General features: G+C 69.6%; 9 protein-coding genes. All 9 read right to left on the reverse strand.

Features of this window, described 5'->3' with window-relative positions; genetic code table 11:
- Positions 1-8 precede the first annotated feature (8 nt).
- Entirely contained in the window at positions 9-1,556 is a 1,548-nt protein-coding gene (locus tag AAW51_RS16050) for an XrtA system polysaccharide chain length determinant (RefSeq protein WP_047195403.1), read from the reverse strand.
- A gap of 148 nt (positions 1,557-1,704) precedes the next feature.
- Positions 1,705-2,340, reverse strand: a complete 636-nt coding sequence (locus AAW51_RS16055) for an XrtA/PEP-CTERM system exopolysaccharide export protein (protein WP_083438343.1) — start codon at positions 2,338-2,340, stop codon at positions 1,705-1,707.
- Between the two features lie 59 nt (positions 2,341-2,399).
- Entirely contained in the window at positions 2,400-3,770 is a 1,371-nt protein-coding gene (locus AAW51_RS16060) for a TIGR03013 family XrtA/PEP-CTERM system glycosyltransferase (RefSeq protein WP_238947610.1), read from the reverse strand.
- A gap of 474 nt (positions 3,771-4,244) precedes the next feature.
- Positions 4,245-5,063, reverse strand: a complete 819-nt coding sequence (locus tag AAW51_RS16065) for a YfaP family protein (RefSeq protein WP_083438344.1) — start codon at positions 5,061-5,063, stop codon at positions 4,245-4,247.
- Positions 5,038-5,802 carry a YfaP family protein gene (locus AAW51_RS16070; RefSeq protein ID WP_053013642.1) on the reverse strand — a complete coding sequence of 255 codons (765 nt, stop codon included), beginning with the start codon at positions 5,800-5,802 and terminating at the stop codon, positions 5,038-5,040. The genes AAW51_RS16065 and AAW51_RS16070 overlap by 26 nt, the downstream gene beginning before the upstream one ends.
- Complete coding sequence (locus AAW51_RS16075; protein WP_053013643.1) at positions 5,799-7,583, reverse strand: YfaQ family protein; 1,785 nt, start codon at positions 7,581-7,583, stop codon at positions 5,799-5,801. The genes AAW51_RS16070 and AAW51_RS16075 overlap by 4 nt, the downstream gene beginning before the upstream one ends.
- A 19-nt stretch (positions 7,584-7,602) precedes the next feature.
- Positions 7,603-12,270 carry an MG2 domain-containing protein gene (locus AAW51_RS16080; protein WP_047195404.1) on the reverse strand — a complete coding sequence of 1,556 codons (4,668 nt, stop codon included), beginning with the start codon at positions 12,268-12,270 and terminating at the stop codon, positions 7,603-7,605.
- A 12-nt stretch (positions 12,271-12,282) separates the two neighbouring features.
- A complete protein-coding gene (locus tag AAW51_RS16085) occupies positions 12,283-12,960 on the reverse strand; it encodes a DUF1175 family protein (protein ID WP_047195405.1) in 678 nt (225 codons plus the stop codon).
- Positions 12,957-14,690 (reverse strand): DUF2138 family protein, encoded by a 1,734-nt coding sequence (locus tag AAW51_RS16090; RefSeq protein WP_047195406.1) that lies wholly within the window; start codon positions 14,688-14,690, stop codon positions 12,957-12,959. The genes AAW51_RS16085 and AAW51_RS16090 overlap by 4 nt, the downstream gene beginning before the upstream one ends.
- Positions 14,691-14,925 lie beyond the last annotated feature (235 nt).

A 14,925-nucleotide genomic window follows, 5' to 3' on the forward strand; every position in this document is an offset into this window, starting at 1 on the left:
CACCGTCCTCAGATCTGGCCATGCAGGGCGACCCAGCCGACCCACGCCATGTTGACCAACAGGAACACGCCGGTGGCGCCGGCGAACTGCAGCCGCTGCCGGCGTTCGAGCATGCTGCGCTCGGGCGTCAGCACGACGGCCACACTGCCCAGTACGGGGCGGCGCGTGAGTTCCCGCAGTGTCTTCTCGTCGCCGAACGACGGGTACAAGCGGGTCAGCGCGAACGCAGCCGCGCAGCCGACGCCGGCCGCCGCCAGCACCACCAGCAGCGCCAGCACCTTGCGGCTCGGGAACACCGGGCTCGGCGACACACGGGCCGGCTCCACCATGCGGAAGTCGGTCAGCTGCGACGACTGGTCGATCTTGACGCCGAGCGACGCCGCCTCGCGGCGCGCCACCAGCTGCTCGTAGTTCTTGCGGATCACGTCGTAGTCGCGGTTGAGCTGCGCCAGCTCTGCCTCGACCTGCGGCACGCGCCCGGCCACCGAGCGGATTTGTTGCAGCCGCGACTCCTGCGCGTTCAGCTGCCCCCTCAGCGCGGCCACCTTGGCCTCCGCCTCGGCCAGCGCGACGCGCAGCCGCTGGAACACCGGGTTGGTCGCCGCCACCGGCTTGCCGGCACCGCGGCTCGCGCGGGCTTCGGCCTCGAGCTTCTTCTGCTGCTCGATGCTGGCGATGGTGCGCCGGGCGCTGATCACGTCCGGGTGGTCTTCGGTATAGCGGCGCAGCAGGTCGTCGAGCTGGCGTCGCTGGGAGTCGAGCCGGGCATCGAGTTCGGACACCACCGGGCCGGTGGCCGGGAGCATTGCCTCGGGCGGCAGTTGCGGCTCTTCGGAGTTGAGCTCGCGCTTCAAGGCATCGCGCGAACGCTCGGCGGCGTCGAGTTCCATGCGCAAACGGCTGACCTCGTCGGCCAGCGCCGACATGCGGGCGAAGTAGTCCTGGTTGGACATGCCCGAGACGCCGAAATTGCGCAGCTTGAAGTCCTTGAGCCGGTTCTCCGCCTCGATCAGCTTGCCTTCGTATTCTTCGATCTGCTCGTCGATGAAACGGCTGGCCTCCTGCGAGTCGCGCTTCTTGCCGCCGATGCTCGCCTCGACGAACAGGTTGACGAGGTTTTCGACCACCCGGTGCGCCCGCTCGCCTTCGGTGTCGCGGTAGCTGATGGTGTAGAGGTTGCCGCCGCCGCTCGGCGTCACGCGGATCTTGGTCATCAAGGAGTTGATGACCCGCTCGCGCTGGCTGCCTTCAGGCGGCATCAGGCCGATGTCGCGGTTGTCCACCAGCTTCTCGACGTTGGGGCGCGAGACGAGCGTGCGTGCCAGCATGCGCACCTGCTGGTCGATGTCGGGCTGGAACGCCAGGCCGGCCATCAGCGGCTTGAGCACCGTCTGCGTGTCGACGTAGATCTGGGCCGTCGCCTCGTAGCGGTCTTTCACGATGAAGACGATGGCCCCGCCCAGCACGGCGGCCAGCCACGCCACACCCAGCGCGATCCAGCGGCGTTGCCAAACGTCGTACAGCACGCCGGCGGCCTGGCGGACAAACTCGTTCATAAAGTCTCGGACCTCGTTCCTGTAGGCCACCCTCTCGCGGGTGCGCCAGCGGCGGCCGGGCGGCAACGCACCCGGCGGGCATCAACGACACGGAGCCCGGCCCGCTTATGCAGCGCCAGGCCGGGCGGCACTCGCAAGGACGGCGTGCTCAGAACCAGCTTTGCGGGACGATGATGATGTCGCCCGGCTTGATGTCGGCATTGGCGGAGATGTCGCCACGTTTGAGCAGGTCCTTGAGGCGCAGGCTGAATTGCTTGCCACCTTCGGAGCCCCGCACCAGCACCGCGCCGTTGCCGTTGGCGAAATCGGTCAGGCCGCCGACCTGGATCATCACGTCGAGCACCGTCATGTTTTCCCGGTAGGGCACGGCTTGCGGCCGCGTCGCTTCACCGACGATGCGGATCTGCTCCGAGAACGTGCCCTGGAAGTTGCTGACGACCACCGTCACCACCGGCTCGCGCACGTATTTGCCGAGCGCTTTCTCGATGTCGCGTGCCAGGTCCTTGGGGTTGCGCCCCGCGGCCTTCACGTCTTCGACCAGCGGCGTCGAGATGTAGCCGTCGGGACGCACCGTGACCGAGGTCGACAGCTCGGGGTTGCGCCACACGACGATGTTGAGCGTGTCGAGCGCGCCGATCAGGTAACGATGGTCGGACGTCTGCGCCTTGGTCGGCGCAGGCGGATACGAGGCGGTGGTGCTGCAGGCGGCCAACACGGCCGCGGCGGCAAGACTGCAACCGGCACGCAACAGGCGCCCGGCGGCGCGCTTGCTCATCAAGGACATCTTGTGCTCCTCACTCCCACTATGTAGCCGGCGCAGCAGGCACCGGCCTTTTGATTGGTTCAGTGCGCGCCTTCGCGGAACAGCACCACGCTCACGGTCTCGATCAGCACCAGCAGGTCGAGGAACAGCGAGTTGTTCTTCACATAGTACAAATCGTACTGGTGCTTTTTGCGCGCGTCATCCACGGAAGCGCCGTAACGGTAGCGGATCTGGGCCCAGCCGGTCACGCCGGGTTTGACGCTGTGGCGCAGGTCATAGAACGGGATCTGCTCTTGCAGTTCCGCGACGAAGCTGGGCCGCTCGGGCCGCGGGCCCACCATGCTCATCTCGCCGCGCAGCACGCTCAGCAGCTGCGGCAGCTCGTCGATGCGGGTCTTGCGGATGAAGGCGCCCACGCGCGTGATGCGCGAGTCGTTCTGCGTGGCCCAACGCGCCACACCATCTTTCTCGGCGTCGGTGCGCATGCTGCGGAACTTCAAGCACATGAACGAACGGCCACCGAGGCCGACACGCTCCTGCCGATAGATGATGGGGCCGGGACTGTCGAGGCGAATCAGCAGCGCCGTCAGCAGCATCACCGGCGCAGTGATGACGAGCAGCAGCGACGACGTGACGACGTCGAACACACGCTTGGCCGCCCGGCGCGCCGGGCCTTGCACGAAGCCCTGGCTGTAGATCAGCCAGCTGGCCTTGAGGCTGTCGATCGGCACCTCGGCCTTGGCACGTTCGTAGAAGCCCGCCAGGTCGAGCACCGGCGTGCCGCGGATGCGGCAGGCCAGCAACTGGTCGACCGGAATGCCGCCGCCGCGCTGCTCACGCACGGCAACGATGATCTCGTCGACATCGTTCTGCCGCACCACCTCTTCGATCGACAGGCTGCGCGAGAACACTTTGTCGCCCGAGACGGCGGCCGGCCCTTCGGTCGACGTCGGGTAGAAGCCGACCACCTTGCGCTCGATCCGCCGCAAGGCACTCAGGTCTTGCGCGACGCTCTGCGCTTCGGCCCCGGTGCCGACGATCAGCACGCGCGGGGCACCGATGGCCCGCTGCATCAGGAACACCGCCACCCGCACCATCACGAGACCCACCAGCAGGTAGAGCATGACGAAGCCGGCCACATAGCCGGCAGACGGGCCGTTGGCGACCTCGCTGATCAGCAGATAGATGATGTAGGCACCGATCAGCAGGGCGAGCAAGGCGCGCCGCAGGATGGTGCCCAGACCCATCGGTGTGGACCCTTGTCGGTAGAGACCGACGAAGGAGTACAGCAGCAGCATCGCCAGTGCGAAGCCGGCGGCCAGCCAAACGATGTTGGACTGCGCCACCACTTGCACATGCTGACCCGGCACCAGGTGAATGGCCGACGCGATGAAAAGCGCGGCCAGAAAACACAACAAGCTGTCCGCAAACAGCTCGAGTAATGTCGACAAAGCGACGTGATGATGAAATACGCGGAACACCCTCATTCTGTCCTCCCCAGTTGCTCCCTCGACCGAACGACAGCGGGCGGTAAGCTCGTGAAACTCTTGAAACTCATTCTCCACATCCGTGAATTCCGCACAATCCTCTAAGTAGGTGCTGCGGCCCCCTTGAGTAAGGGGTGGTCCAGCGCGTGTCGGTGAACACTTCGTCTGGGACACGTGGAGAGCAGGTCATTGAAGGGTGACCTACGGGCCGGGGAGCAGGCCCTCACGATGCGACCGGCGTTGCGTTACCTCGAGGTTACATTGAGGCGCGATGCGGCTTGGGCGTCGTGTGAGCGTGATTATGGCAAAGCTGCCAGCTCTTAGGCCGCTCGTGAACCCTGAGGTAGGTCATGCGACTGCAGGCGCGACGAGCACCCGCTGGTGGTGTCCGTCGCGTCCCTCGCATCAGGCTCGCAACATACCCTCGACGTTGCGCGCTCACCACTCCACCGTCTTCACCCACGTCAGATCACCGATACGCCGCAAGGGCACGACGAAGGTTTCGCGCTTTTCCTGCGGTGTGTTCTCACGCGTGACGACGCTCAACGAGACCGTGATGACCGGCCGCTGCCGCGTCGTCTCGTCGAAGTGGTAGCCGGCTTCTCCGAAGTTGCCCCAGTAGTTGACGTACAGGTGGTAGCGACCCTTGCGTGGCGCCGACAGCGAAAACATCTCGGGACCGGCGCCGTCGACGCTGTCGACGTCCAGCCCGCCGCCGCCTTGCAACACAGGCGCCGCCCAGAACGCATGCTGGCCATCGGGCGTCACCACATGCATGTCGATCTCGGCCTGTGGGTCGTCCCAGCTGGCAATGACGCGCAGCGCCGCCTTGGGGCCGTTGCCGCGCGTTTCGTAGAACTGCAGGCGCTTGGCCACACCGCCGTCCGGCCGGCGCACCTCGATCGAGTTGGAGCCGGGGCCGAAGGCGTAGGGCCGCACGAAGCGGCCGTCATCCCCGGCATACAACGGCATCGGATTGCCGTTGACGACGAGTTGGTGGGGCGAGCGCCGGTCGCGTCCTTGCGCTGTGGCGAGTCGGCCCTGGATCAAGGTCCGGTGCTTCTGGGCGCCACGGTCGATGAGGTTGTGCGGATAAGCCACCGCTGGGCGCTCGTCGTCTTCCAGCAGGCCGGCCGCGTGCCAGCCGCCGCGCGGGCCCTGCAGGTCCACCTCGGCAGCGACGGCACCTGTGACGCTGGCGAGCCAACAGGCGGCGACCAGCGCACCGGCTTTACAGGACGCTGAAGCTCGCCACATGTTGAAGGTCTCCGGTGGAGCGCAGGGGCACGCGGAACACGCGCTGGGTTTCGGACGCGGTGCCTTCGCCGCTGATCACGGCCACCTGGGCCATCGTGGTCGACCGGCCGCCCTCGCCCCCGCCGTAGTAATTGACATAGACGTGCCAGGTGCCGCGCTCGGGACGCGTGGCGGCAAAGATCTCGGGCCCGTAGCCGGTGGTCACGTCGACGTCGAGGGCGCCACCGCCGTCGATGACACGTTGGGCGTAGTAGGCATGGGCACCGCGCGGCGTGATGACGTGCAGGTCGACATCCGTGCCGGGCGTGTCCCAGCTGAGCAGCACGCGCAAGCGCGGCCGGGCGCCGGTGCCGGCGTCGATGAACTGGGTCCGTTTGACACCGTGCGGGCCGCGCACTTCGACACTGTTGGAGCCGCCGCTGAAGGCATAGGGCCGCTGGAAGCCACCGGCCTCATCGGTTTCGAGTGGCATCGCGACACCGTTGACGACCAAGGTGGCCGGGGCGGCCTTCGCGTGGCCGTCGATGTGTCCCTTGATCTGGGCCAGTGCCGAGGTGTCGGCCCGCGTCGCGACACGCGACGCCGGGTAGTGCACCTCTTGCAGAAACGCTGCGGACGGGTCGCCGCCGGTGCGCCAACCGCCGCGGGGCAGCTCGAGTGTGACCGACTGCTGGGCCGGTGCCGCAGCCGGACCGAGTGCCATGGCCAGCGCCATCGCAGGAATGAACATGTACTTCATGAAGCGCCTTCGTCGTCGAGGCCGAGCAGCCGGCGTGCGAGCCGCTCGATGAAAGATTCATCGGCGCTGCGCGGATGGCCGGAGAACGCGAGGTGCAGATATTCGTGCGTCAGCGTCAGGCGTTCCTCCAGCGACTGCACACCGCTCACGTACAGCCGGCCGGCAGCGCGCAGCGCGTGCGGGCGGCCCCCGGCCAGCCGGCACACCCGCACCTGCGCCGGCGGCGCGTAGCCCGGTTCACCGGCCAACATGCGCTGCCACACGGCGCGCCGGGTGGTCAGCCAATGTTCGGCCAGCGGCAATGCTTCGCAGCTGCTGCCCGCCGCACCGGCGCGTGCCGTCAACGCGGCCTGTGGATAGGCATGACGCAGCAGCTCGTCGAAGCGCTCGCCGGCTTCGGCAGCCCGCACACTGTCGGCCCACGACATGACGTTGGGCGCCGCCTGGCTGCTGTGGTAGCGGCCCTCCGCGCCTTTGAGCACCAGGCCGGCGGTGTAGGTCGCGGCCGCACGCGCGCCGCGGCTCGGCGGCCTCGGCGCGACCCGCTGCAAGGCGCTGCTGTCGGCAATCGCCAGGCAGCCCGCGTCCGGCCGCCCGCGCGCCAGCACGTAGGTGCGCGCAGCGACGGCCAGGGCCTGGGCGGCGGCCGCCGGTTCGGCACGGCCCTCGCGCTCGACGACACGCGCGACATAGTCCTCGAGTGTCAGCCGGCCTTCGAGCCGCACCCGCCCGTCGTCGCCGCGCGACCAGCGCAAGTCACGACGGCTTTCGATCGAGAGCCGTTGTCCGTTGGCGAACTGCACCCGGTAGTGCCCCGCCGGCAGCACACCCTGCTGCGACGGCTCGGGATGCAGCCGTGCGATCGGGTAGCGGCTGAAGTAGTCGACCCGGACACAGGTGGCATCGCTTGCGTCAGTGGCGACCTGCCCCAAGGACGGCGCCGCTCGCAGCCCCTCGCCGTCGAGATGCTGCAACACGCGCGCCGCCCAGGTCGGCAGCACTTGGGCACTGGTACCGCGAGCCGCCATCCAGATCGGCGTGCCCTCGCCCGTCCAACCCGACGCGCCGGCCCAGCGCTGGCCTTGGCCGCCGGCCTCCTCGCGGGCCATGGTGAAGGTCTTGACGCGCAAGCGGCTGCCAACCTGCCCCAACACGGCGCGCCCCGGGCCCTGCAGCCAATAGCCCAGCAGGTCGTCTTGCGCCTGCTGTCGCACCGGTGCGGGCCACTGGCCCAACCACGACAACCAGTCGCGCAGCGGGACACGCTGATGCTCATCCAGATGCCGGCCTTGTTGCAGGGCGGCCATCGAGGGGGGCAAGGCGCCCAAAGCACCGCCCGGCGGCAGCCGGTCCCACTGCACCCGCGTGGCGTCGAAGTACAGGCCGCACGAGCGCCAGAGGGCTGTGCCGCGGCCGATCTGCTGGCCAGGGTTGCAGCAATACACCTCGTCGGGTCTGCCGCCCTGGCAGCGGTACTCCGGCTCGCGCGCGGCGCCCTCGGCCAGACGTGCATACGACACCAGCTTCCACAGGCTGCCCAACGCCACGCCCGACGTGGGCCCGAGATCTTCCACACGCGTGGTGCTGGCGCTGCCATCGGCGCGCAGCGTGACCGCCTGCACTTCACCGGCGGCGTCCAGCCACGCGAGCTGCAGTTCGCCCGGCCCGGGTTCGCGGGCGTGAGCGGCGCTCAGCAGCGCGCCGGCCAGCAGCGCTGCCGTGGCCACACGCCACACGCCGGCGAACGGCGCGTGGTCAGTTCGAACATGGTTGCGCCTCATCGCCGCACCCCATCTGCCCTCACCGCACCTGCCAGGCGTAACCACCGCCTTCGGCCGCCTCGACGGCCTGCGCGCGCGGCTGGTACACCCGCCACAGCCGCGCCGCGGGAAGCTGGAACCTGCCCTGCTGTGCAAACCGCACCAGGTGGCGGAACACGCGGCTTTCGCCGGCCGGCAGGCTGTCGACCGGCAAGCTGTAGCCGAGCGAGGTGGCCTCGGCGATCGCGCGGTCCAAGGCGGCCGGTTCGGCGCCGCCGGACTTCAGCCGAATACCCCAGGTGCTGGGCTCGAGGCTTGCGCCGGGTGGCAGCGCGAGCTCGGCCAGCGCGAACGACAGCGTCTGCTTCGAGACCACGGTCACTTCGTCGAGGTACAACTCGCGGCTCGACAGGGCGTCGCCCGGCTTCACCAGCACCGGCTCGAAAGAGGCTCCCTGCGGTTGCAGGCGATAGAGCCGGCGCTGCAGTTGCGCCGGCAGCGTGTTGCGCGGTGAGGTGACGCGGCCCTGCAGTCGTACCGACAGCATCAGCGGTTGCGCCGTCGGCTGGGCCCACTCGACGGCGGTGGGCAGCTCGCGTCCTGCGGGCACCCACTCGCTCTGGCCGCTGGCCGATGCACGCGCCGTCCAGCCCGCCTTGGGCGCGTCGGCCGGTGCTTCGGCGCGCAAGCTCAGCCCGCTGGTGTGGGACAGCACGATCAAGGCCAGGGTTCGGTCGAGGCCGGCATCGGCCTGGCTCGCGCGGGCCAGGGCGGCAGCGAGGGCGTCGCCTTGTGCGGGGCGCCGCCCGGACCACACCAGCAGCGCCTGCGACAGCATCGCCTCGGAGGTCTCGAGCCGCGCATAGGCCGCTTCGAGCCCGGCCGACACCGCGGGGGGCAGTTCCTTGCGGTGCGCTCGGGCCAGTTGCGCTGTGACCACCAAGGCGAGATCGCGCCCGGCCGTGGCGTCGGTGAACCAGTGGCCGCCGGCCACACGGCGAGGCGGTGCGACGGTCGGCGATGAAGCCGCGCTCGCAGCAGTCGGTGCAGCTGACGCCTCGCTCTCGCCCTGCGCCAGTTCGGCCAGCAGGCCTTCGGTCATGGTCGCCGTCGGCAGGCCCATGCGGTGCATCAGCCACAGCGCCCAGGCCCGCTGCGCGAGTGGCTCCTGCCCTCCCTTCTCGCTGTAGATGTCGAGCAGACGCTCCCAGTGCGCCGCCGGCAGCTCCATGCCGAGCGCGCGGGTCGCGAGGTGGTCGGCGTGGTAGGCATAGGCGCTCCAGAACGCGCTGTCGGCGCTACTGCCCTGCCCCCACCAGCCGAACACCGCATTCGGGCCCGCCAGCGCGGCCAGCCGCAGCCGCGCGGCATACAAACGCTGGCGCAGCGGCGAGTGTGGCGGCACGTCGGCCGACAGGCTTTGCAGCGCCAGCGCCAAGGGCACGATGCGGCTGGCGGTGTGTTCGACACCGTCATGCGGCTGCTCGATCAGGCCGTCGGCCACGTGGGTCCACGCCGCCACGCCAGTGGGCAGCACGCGCAGGCGTACGCCGGTGGCGTCGGCCGGCAGGGCCAGCGGGGTCGACGTGCTGCCTGCGGGCACCGGCACCATCAGCTCCTGCTCGCCGCGCCACTCGCGCGGGACCACCGACAGCCGGGTGGTCAGCGTGTCGACTCGCTCGCTGCCGTGGTGCACATCGAGCGTGACCTCGGTCGAGGCCTTGAGGGGCGGCAGGTCGAGTGCGACGAAGGTTGCGCCGGGGGCGGCATCGAGCTCGCGCACCAGCGGTGCCGCGCCGGGCATGCCGAGGCTGAGTTTGAGGGCGCGGCGTTCGCGGGTCTGGTTGAACACGGCCACCGTGGCCTGCGGACGGTCGCCCTCGCGCGCCCAAGTCGGTGCCGTCCACTTCGCGAAGTACGGCTGGTCGGACAGGAAGAAGGCGCGCCGTTCGCCCACCAGGCCGTCGGCGTCACCGAGGCCGTAGCCCTTGGCGGTGATGCGCCAGCGGGTGAGCGCGTCCGGCACCTTGAAGCGCACCTGGGCACGCCCGTTGGCGTCGGTGCGCACGGTCGGCTCGAAGTAGGCGGTGTCGCGTTCGTCACGTCGCGGCCGCTCGAGCAGTTTGACGCCGCGCTCGTGGCGCTGGCCGGCGATCGACGCGGCGGTCCGGGCGTCGTAGGCCTCGTCGAACGAGATGAACGACAGGCTGGACTGCGTGCGCACGTTGTTGCGCCGCAGGTGGTAGAAGAACTCCTGCAGGCTGGGCGCCAGCTCGGGCTGCAGCGCATACACCATCTCGTCGACGGCGCCGATGCTCAGCACCGCCGCCGCGGGCTTGCCGGCGGCGTCGCGCGTGGTGATCTCGAGCACCACCGTCTCGCCCGGTCGGTAGCTCTCGCGGTCGGTGCGCAGCGTCACCTGCAGCGCCGGCTGCTCGACCACCACGCCGGCATTCTGGAAGCCGTATTCATGGCCGTGCACATAGGCCACCGAGAAGCTGATGTTGGGCGCATGGTCGGCCTTCACCTGCAGCGTGGCCTCCCATTGACGCTCGTTGAGCCGGCGCACGTTCGCCACGCCTTGTGGCGCCAGCAAACGGCCATAGTGCTCGACACGGTCCCGCTCGAGCGTCACGAGGGCATCTTCGACCGGCACCGGGAAGGTGATCAGCGCGCGCGCCGTGTCGCCGGGCCGGTAGCGCGGCTTGTCGAGCACGATCTCGATCGCGCCTTGCGGCGGCTTCAGCTCGCCGCCGGACACCCAGAACGGTGCGGCGCCGAGCAGACGCTGTTGCTCGTCACGCAGCTCGACGGTGTAGGAGCCGGGCCGTTCCAGCTTCAACGTCAGTTGCTGCGCGTCGGGCGCCAGCGTGCCTTGCGTGCGGGTCTGGCTTTCCTGGTGGATGGCCAGCCAGGCGGTCGGCTTGCTCGGCTGGGCGGCGCCGTCGTCGTCGGGCTTCAGGCTCCAGGTCACCGTCTCGGCGGGGGCTGCGTAGCGCCGCTGCGGTTGCAGCGTCCAGGCGCTGGCCGCCCGCTCGATCAGGATCTCGCGCGTCGCCTTGACACGCTGCGCGGCGCCGTCGCTCGCGAGCACGCTGAGCACCAAGCGACTGGGCTCCTTGGCGGGCGGCAACTCGAACGCCGCCACGCCGTCGGCATCGGTGTGCAGCTCTTTGTCGTTGGCGATCTGCAGGGGGAACAAGCCACCGTAGAGCAGATCGCATTCGACCATCGTCAACACCTGCGCGCGCGCGCTCAAACGCAAACTGGCCTTGGCGACGGGCTTGCCGTCGGGATAGGCCAGCCGGATGCGGCCGCTGATCTTCTCGCCGGTCTTGAAGCTGGCCTGGGCCGGCTCCACCAGCACCTCGAAGTGCGGCTTGACGTAGGGCGCGACACGGAAGGCGGCGCTGTAGCTGTCCTCGCCGCGGGTCAGCACGATCTCGTAGCCGCCGGCCGGCGCATTGGCGGGCAGCCGCAAGCGGGCGGCGGCACCGTCTTGCGGGTGGTAGGCCAGGCGCTCACGGTGCACCAGGGCACCGGTCGCATCCATCACCTGCAGCTCGACCGGAGCCGCCGGCAAGGCCGTGGAGCGCGTGGCCGAGGTGAACTCGCGGCCGTAGAGGCGGATGTTCACCTCGTCGCCCGGGCGGTAGAGCGGCCGGTCGGTGTAGGCGTAGAGCTTGGCGTTGTAGATCTCGCTGTCGTAGTAGAAGTTTTCGGTGACGAACACACCGCCTTGCGCATCGACGCCGAAGGCGTAGCTGGTCTGCGGCACCGCATGGTCGAGCGCCAGCACGCCGTGCGCGTCGGTACGGCCGGAGCCGAGCACACCTGCCAGGTCGGTCCAGACCACCTCGGCCTGCGCCGGCCGGCCATCGGCCCGCTGTGCGGTCCAGATCAGGAACTGGCGGCCCGAGGTCTTGGTGACGGCCACCGTGTCGGACACGAACAGCAGCGTCACGGCGCGGTGGCGGCCCACCGCGGCTTCGACGACGTACAGCCCGGGCTGCTGACGGCCGAGCGGGATGTAGACGTTGCCTTCCTCGGGCGGGCGGAACTCGCTCGACGAGCCGCTGAGCTTGAGATCGGACGGCGGTGCGATCGGCTTTGCGGCCGCCACCGGGTAGCGCATGCGCTGCACCTCGGCGAGACCTGGCAGGGAGCGGTAGGCGCTGGTGTAGGTGTAGGCCGTGGGCTTGCCGATGTCGGGCGAGGTCTTGAGCTGCGGCGCCTGCTCGGTGACCTTGACGCGCAACTCACCCTTGAAGAGGTTCTGCCAGATCTGCCGGGCGCGCAACCACCAGCGGTCCCACAGATAGCTCAGCGTGTTCGCCAGGCCTTCGGGCCGCGCAGCGGCCTTCAGATCGATGCGGTGCAGGTTGCGCTGCTGGCGCAAAAACTCGAGGGGCCGCTCGACCCGGTAGAGCGCGATGTCGGCGCCGCCGGCGTGTTCGACCTCGGCGAGTTGTTCGCCCGTCACCTCCAGCCGCACGCGGGCTTCGTCGCTGCTCGCGAAGCTGGTGTCGGTCAGCAGGAAAAACGGCACGCCGCGCGGCGGCATGTAGCCCGTGTCTTCGTCGTCGGCGAGGGCGGCGCCCGTCGCCAGCAGGCTGCACAGGGCGGCAAGCAGCAGAGCCAACAGCGCCGTGTCGTAGCGCAGCGCCGGGCGCGTCGAGCGGCGGGAGATAGCGTAGATGGAGATCATGCGAGTCGACACTCAGTGCGACAGAAAACCGAAGCGGAACAATCCCGCGAAATTGCGGTTGTGCTCGAGCGGACGCCAGCGTGTATCGGGCATCGCCAACAACTGCTCCCAGCGCAGCCGGCGCAGGCCGTTGTCGCCGGGCTGCGGTTCGGCGCCGGTGTGGTAGGCGATGTGCCGGCCGGTCCACACCATCAGGTGCTGGTCGTCGCCCTGGTCGAAGAACAACAGGTCGCCCGGGAGCGCGGTGGTGCGCTGGCGACCGACATGGCGGGTGTTGTGCTGCACGATGGCGATCGCCGGGGCATACGCCCCAGCGTCGCCCTCGGGCAGTTGCCAGGCTCGCGCCCAGCCGCGTTGGTCGTCGGCCAGGTTCAACTCGGGCGGTCGGGGACGCTGCCGGTTCCAGCCCATGGCCTGCAGCCAGGTGGACGTGTGCGGGCGCATGGCCTCGGCCACCGCGAAACGGACCAGTCCCGCGCAATCGCGGTGCACCCAGCGCGGCGATGGGCGCGACACCTGGTTGTCGACCAGTGCGACGAACCAGCGCCGGAACGCCATCGACTGCTCGGCATCGAGCGGGCGCAGCGTGGAGCGGCTGGCGGCATAGGCCGGGCGCGTCAGCAGCGCCGTGGCGCAGCTGCCGGCCATCGTGAGCAGCGCACGGCGGCGCGAGCCATCGGCCAGCGTCATGGCGTCGCCTTCGCCGCTGGCTGAGGGCCCGCAGCACGCGCCGCCGCGGCTTCGCGATGGACGGCGAGGGGCACCCACTGGGTTCGGTCGGCGGGTTGCACGGCGATCGGCAGGCCGACCTGCAGCGTGCCGAGCCGCGCCACGGCCTGCAGCCGGGGTGTCAGCAGCTCGCGCGCGACGCGGTTGAAGGTGGGCGCTGCAGCCGCTTTCAGGGTGCGCCAGCTCTCGGTCTCGAGCACACCGGCCAGACGGGCGCCGTCGGCGAACAGCACCGGGACGGCGCCATCGACCGGCGTGTCGGACAGGGCCGGGTAGGTCTTGGCGGCCACCGCGAGCGTGTGCTCGACCGCGCGCAGGTCGGTCGACGCGACCAGCAAGGAGCCCAGGCGCGCGACCGCGACGACGTTGGCCCGTTGCCCACCTTGCGAGACGGCGCCGTGTTCATGCGCCACGCGGCGCGTCCACAGGCGTGCGCCGTTGGGCTGCTTCAAGGTTTGGGTGCGCACGGCGCTGGCGGATTCGCTGTCTGCCGCCGCGCGCTTGTTCTCGTCGTCCTCGTCGGCCGCGGCTTGTTTGGCAGGGTCCGCAGTGGCCTGCTGCAGCACGCGTGCGAGTGTCTCGTCGTGGCGCGTCTCCGCCCCTTCTCGCAAGCGCAGCGCCAGCATCGGCGCGAACAAGCCGCCTTGCGGGCCCCAGCACAAGCCGGCCACCGGCAGCAGGTCGGCCGCCAGTGCGCTGCCCGCCTTGCCGCCGAGCATTTCGAGCATCGGCTCGGCGCGCGACACGTCGATCGGGAGGCTGGCGCACAGCGCACTCGACCTCGGCAGCGTACGCCACAGTTGTGCCGCACCACGACCCCACTGCTCGAGCGCCGCACCCGTGGCCTGCGCGGCGAGCGACCACTGGCCGCGGGCATCGAGGTCGAGGCGCACAGCTTTCAGATCGGGGAAGAAGTGCTGGTAGCCGAAGGACAGGAAGGAAGTCTTCGCCGCGATCTGCTGTGCCACGTCACCGCGCGCGCCGAGATCGAAGTCGCGCGCGAACGGCGAGACGGCGCCCGGCTCGGTGGCGATCGCGTCGGCCAACACCCCGGCGGCGCGCCGCGACAGCCCGCCGTCCGCCTCGAGCAACAACCCGGGATCGGAGGCCACCAGCGTGCGCCCGCCTTGCGAGACGAACAGCCAGGTGGTGCGTGCGTTGAGCTTGACGGCGTAGACCGTGCTCTTGGCCCCGAAGCCGGAGCCGAGTTCGCCGGCCACACTCAACTGCTTGTCGGGCAAGCCGACCTTGGCCAGTTGCAGCACGGCCTCGGCGGCGAGGTTGTGCTCGAGCAGCAACACGAAATGACTCGGCCGGCCTTTGCCGTCCCGCCACAGCGCAAGCTCGGCCGGCGCGTCGAGCACGGCAGCGATCAAACGATCGCTCCAGCTGAGTTGGTGGTCATAGGCCAGCCGTTTGAGGGTGCCGAGCAACGACAGCCGGGTCGGGTGGTCTTCGTAGTAGTGCACGAAGTCCTCGGTGAGGACGTCGCGCAGCAGCGGCGCGGCCACCAGGTCCTTCGACAACGCGCCCAGCCGGGCCGAGCGCACCAGCAGGTCGGGTTGGCCGAGGTCGACGTCGAGCGCGTTGTAGCGGCCGGCGAACCGGCCCCGGGTGAGCGCCGCCGCTGCGAGCGCGACCACCACGACGCCCACGGCCAAGCCCGCGAGCCAACGCGTTTTGCGATTCACGAGATTCCCTCTTCCGACCGTTCTGGCTTGATGTTGTGTGTCGCCCGCTGTGCGCAGGCTGGCGCGCAGCATACCTGCTCGGCGTGGGCAGCGCCCTCCCCTTTGTGGAGGATGCGACCGTTCAAATTAGGGAGTCGGTGGCCGACGCCCGGCACCTGGTCCGGCAGGGCGCGCGGGGTCGGATCGGCGCAAGCCGGAGCAAGAGATAAGAGGTCGCAAGAAACGACGAAACCCT

The sequence above is a fragment of the Caldimonas brevitalea genome, from assembly GCF_001017435.1.
GTDB lineage: Bacteria > Pseudomonadota > Gammaproteobacteria > Burkholderiales > Burkholderiaceae_C > Caldimonas > Caldimonas brevitalea.